This window comes from Bartonella sp. AP57NXGY (assembly GCF_042195805.1).
Lineage (GTDB): Bacteria > Pseudomonadota > Alphaproteobacteria > Rhizobiales > Rhizobiaceae > Bartonella.
On record NZ_JBHIOZ010000157.1, the window covers coordinates 1 to 2826 of the forward strand.

At 40.9% G+C, this 2826-nt stretch carries 2 protein-coding genes; one reads left to right on the forward strand and one right to left on the reverse strand.

The genetic code is table 11. The annotated features are described in order from the left end of the window. Positions 1 to 350 precede the first annotated feature (350 nt). Positions 351 to 1382: a DUF3472 domain-containing protein gene (locus tag ACFIL8_RS08885; RefSeq protein ID WP_375613817.1), complete on the reverse strand. Its 1032-nt coding sequence runs from the start codon at positions 1380 to 1382 to the stop codon at positions 351 to 353. A 457-nt stretch (positions 1383 to 1839) separates the two neighbouring features. On the opposite strand from ACFIL8_RS08885, the gene ACFIL8_RS08890 reads away from it, so the two are divergent. Then, on the forward strand, positions 1840 to 2826 hold a 987-nt coding region (locus ACFIL8_RS08890), incomplete at its 3' end, for a Clp protease N-terminal domain-containing protein (protein WP_375689493.1).

Genomic DNA, 2826 nt, shown 5'->3' on the forward strand with positions numbered 1-2826 from the left:
TGATGGGAGAGAAAAAGGAGTGCGTGGAATGGGAGAGTGCCTATGGACAAGGGGGAGGGTGTGGATAAGAGGCGGGGTAGTTCAGAGGGATGCGTGAAGGGATGGTGTGAGGGTGATAGAAGAGGGAGGTGAGGATTTTATTAAAGGGTGTTGTGGTTTTGAAAGAGGATGAGAATGGAGAAAATACGCTGGAAAGTATGATGATGAGGGAAGTTAAAGGGGACGACGGGATGAGAGCAGGGCTCGAAAAAATAACTGGGAAAGGGAGCCGTGGTGGGGAAATGAAAAAAAACTTTCTCACCCCCAGTTGTTTTCAAAGGGGAGTGAGGGGTTTATCAAGAAGAAAAAAGCTAGTTTCTTTTCATAATCTTCCAAGTTTTTCCATCAGACATATACATAATCTTTTGACCTGTGGTTATCTTTTGTGTGCCGTGAGTGGTGTGAAGCGTAGAACTGAAAGCCGCTAGATGATCTATAAAGATTGATTTCCACTTAAATGAATCAGGAGATGGCAAAAAGATATTGGGTGCCCAAGAACGATTTTTTGAACGAATAACGACAAGCTCTTTTTGTTTCAAAACGTTAGAAATTGTTTCTGCAGACAGATCTTTCTCATTGGAAATTTGTATTTCTGGTTTAGTAGTAGGCGAGGCTAAACCTCCAAAGTCGCTTATACTTGTCATGCAAAAGTTGGATGTACATGATGTTTGGATGAAGTCAGAATCTTGACACTTTCCTTGATTAGAAGCTTTCAGACTCCCTTCGTGTAGCTTGTTTTGTTTTATGCCTTGAGGCTCAAAAAAAATCGAACTTTGCGGACTTAAATCATAACAGGAGGAGAGATGTCTCTTCCAACGAGAATGGTCTTCAACAAAACTTGAAGATTTACGGAGTTGTCCAAATGTATTTGGTACTTCTATGGTCCCAATATTCACTTTTTTACCCGTTATAAAATCGACTACTGTCGCTGTAACTAGATTTCCATTTTTTTCAACATATAATCGATATCTGCGTCCCATCTCCCATGGAAAGTTAATTTCACATCGTACTCCTGAACCTTCCTGAGTAAAATGCTTACATGTATTACCCTTCCATCCCGTTGCATTCCAGATAGAAAAATGAATGGTACGGCCGCTCCTGTTGAAAAAACCAATTTGTCCACTTTTTCCATTTTGGAATTCAAATTTATTTCCCCAGAAATAGATGGAGTTAGGCCCACCATCGTAATTTACTTGCTGGGTGAACACAAATAGATCAAATGATGCATTTTTAAGCCATTCATGCTCTATTGTAATAACTTTGCCGGCAAAAACGGCATAGCTTGGTTTACTTATTAGAAGGAATAAAAGTATTAAAATAACCTTTTTTACAGTATGGTACATACTCAAATCCTCTATCTTAATAAAAATAGTGTAACTTTATAAGTATTAAAGCACATATTCAATGTTTTGTTAAGTAAAATTAGAGAAAATACTTTAATGTTTACTCTAAACTATATGCTGTAAAGACTACTTTGTTTAAAGTGTTTTTGCATGCTCCTTTTCTGCTGTTCAAATTTAAGTTTTAATGGTGGAATTTAGGGGTGATGGTTTAAAAGGGGGAGTGATGATGGGGGTATAAGAAAAGTTGCGGTTTTTATTTAAAATGATAGCGTATTTTTTTTCTCCCTCTTGCTATGAGGCTTGTAGAAACCCATATTCTTTTTAGCACTATGGTTCTTCTTCTTGCTGCTTTTTTCGCGGTGTTTTTTAGAGGCTGGAAAATCCTTTCTGGATGTTTCTTTTGTGGAATATTGGAGAGGTTAAAGTGTGGTGATGGCTTGAGATTTAAGGAAAAAAAATGAACTTGGAAAAATATAGCGAACGCGTGCAGGGTTTTTTACAATCAGCACAAAATAGCGCTCTTGCTTCTGATCATCAGCAGTTTATGCCGGAGCATTTCCTGAAAGTGTTGTTAGACGATTCTCAAGGATTGGCTGCATCGCTTATCCAAAACGCTGGTGGTGATCTTACTCTTATTCAAAAGGCGCTAAAAGAAGCACTTGATGCTTTGCCTAAAGTGCAGGGGGGAAATGGACAGCTCTATCTTTCGCAGCCATTGGCAAAAGTTTTCGCGCTGGCTGAGGATATTGCGAAAAAAGCCGGTGATCAGTTTGTGACCGTGGAGCGCATGTTGCAAGCGCTGATCATGGAAAAGACCGCAAAAACAGCCGATATTTTAACAAGTGGAGGATTGACCCCGCAAGCGCTTAATCGGGCAATTAATGCGCTGCGGAAAGGAAAAACAGCAACAAGCCCCCATGCTGAAGGACAATATGATGCCTTGCAAAAATATGCCCGGGATCTCACAAAAGATGCACGTGAAGGAAAACTCGACCCTGTGATTGGGCGGGAAGAGGAAATCCGCCGCACTATTCAGGTGCTTTCACGGCGTACCAAAAATAATCCCGTGTTGATTGGTGAGCCTGGGGTGGGGAAAACAGCTATTGTGGAAGGGTTGGCATTGCGCATTGTTAATGGCGATGTACCTGAAACTTTGCGGGATAAACAGCTTCATGCGTTGGATATGGGAGCGCTTATCGCTGGTGCAAAATATCGTGGGGAATTCGAAGAGCGCCTTAAAGCGGTGCTGGCAGAGGTGCAAGCTGAAAATGGACAGATCATTTTGTTTATTGATGAATTGCACAATCTTGTTGGCGCTGGAAAATCTGATGGTCCTATGGATGCTTCTAACTTGTTAAAACCTGCTCTTGCACGCGGAGAACTCCATTGTGTGGGCGCTACTACGCTCGATGAATATCGAAAATATGTCGAAAAAGATGCTGCT

Coding starts and splice junctions, on each gene's coding strand:
- ACFIL8_RS08885 (WP_375613817.1), bottom strand. CDS start 1,382: ATGTACCATACTGTAAAAAAGGTTATTTTAATACTTTTATTCCTTCTA.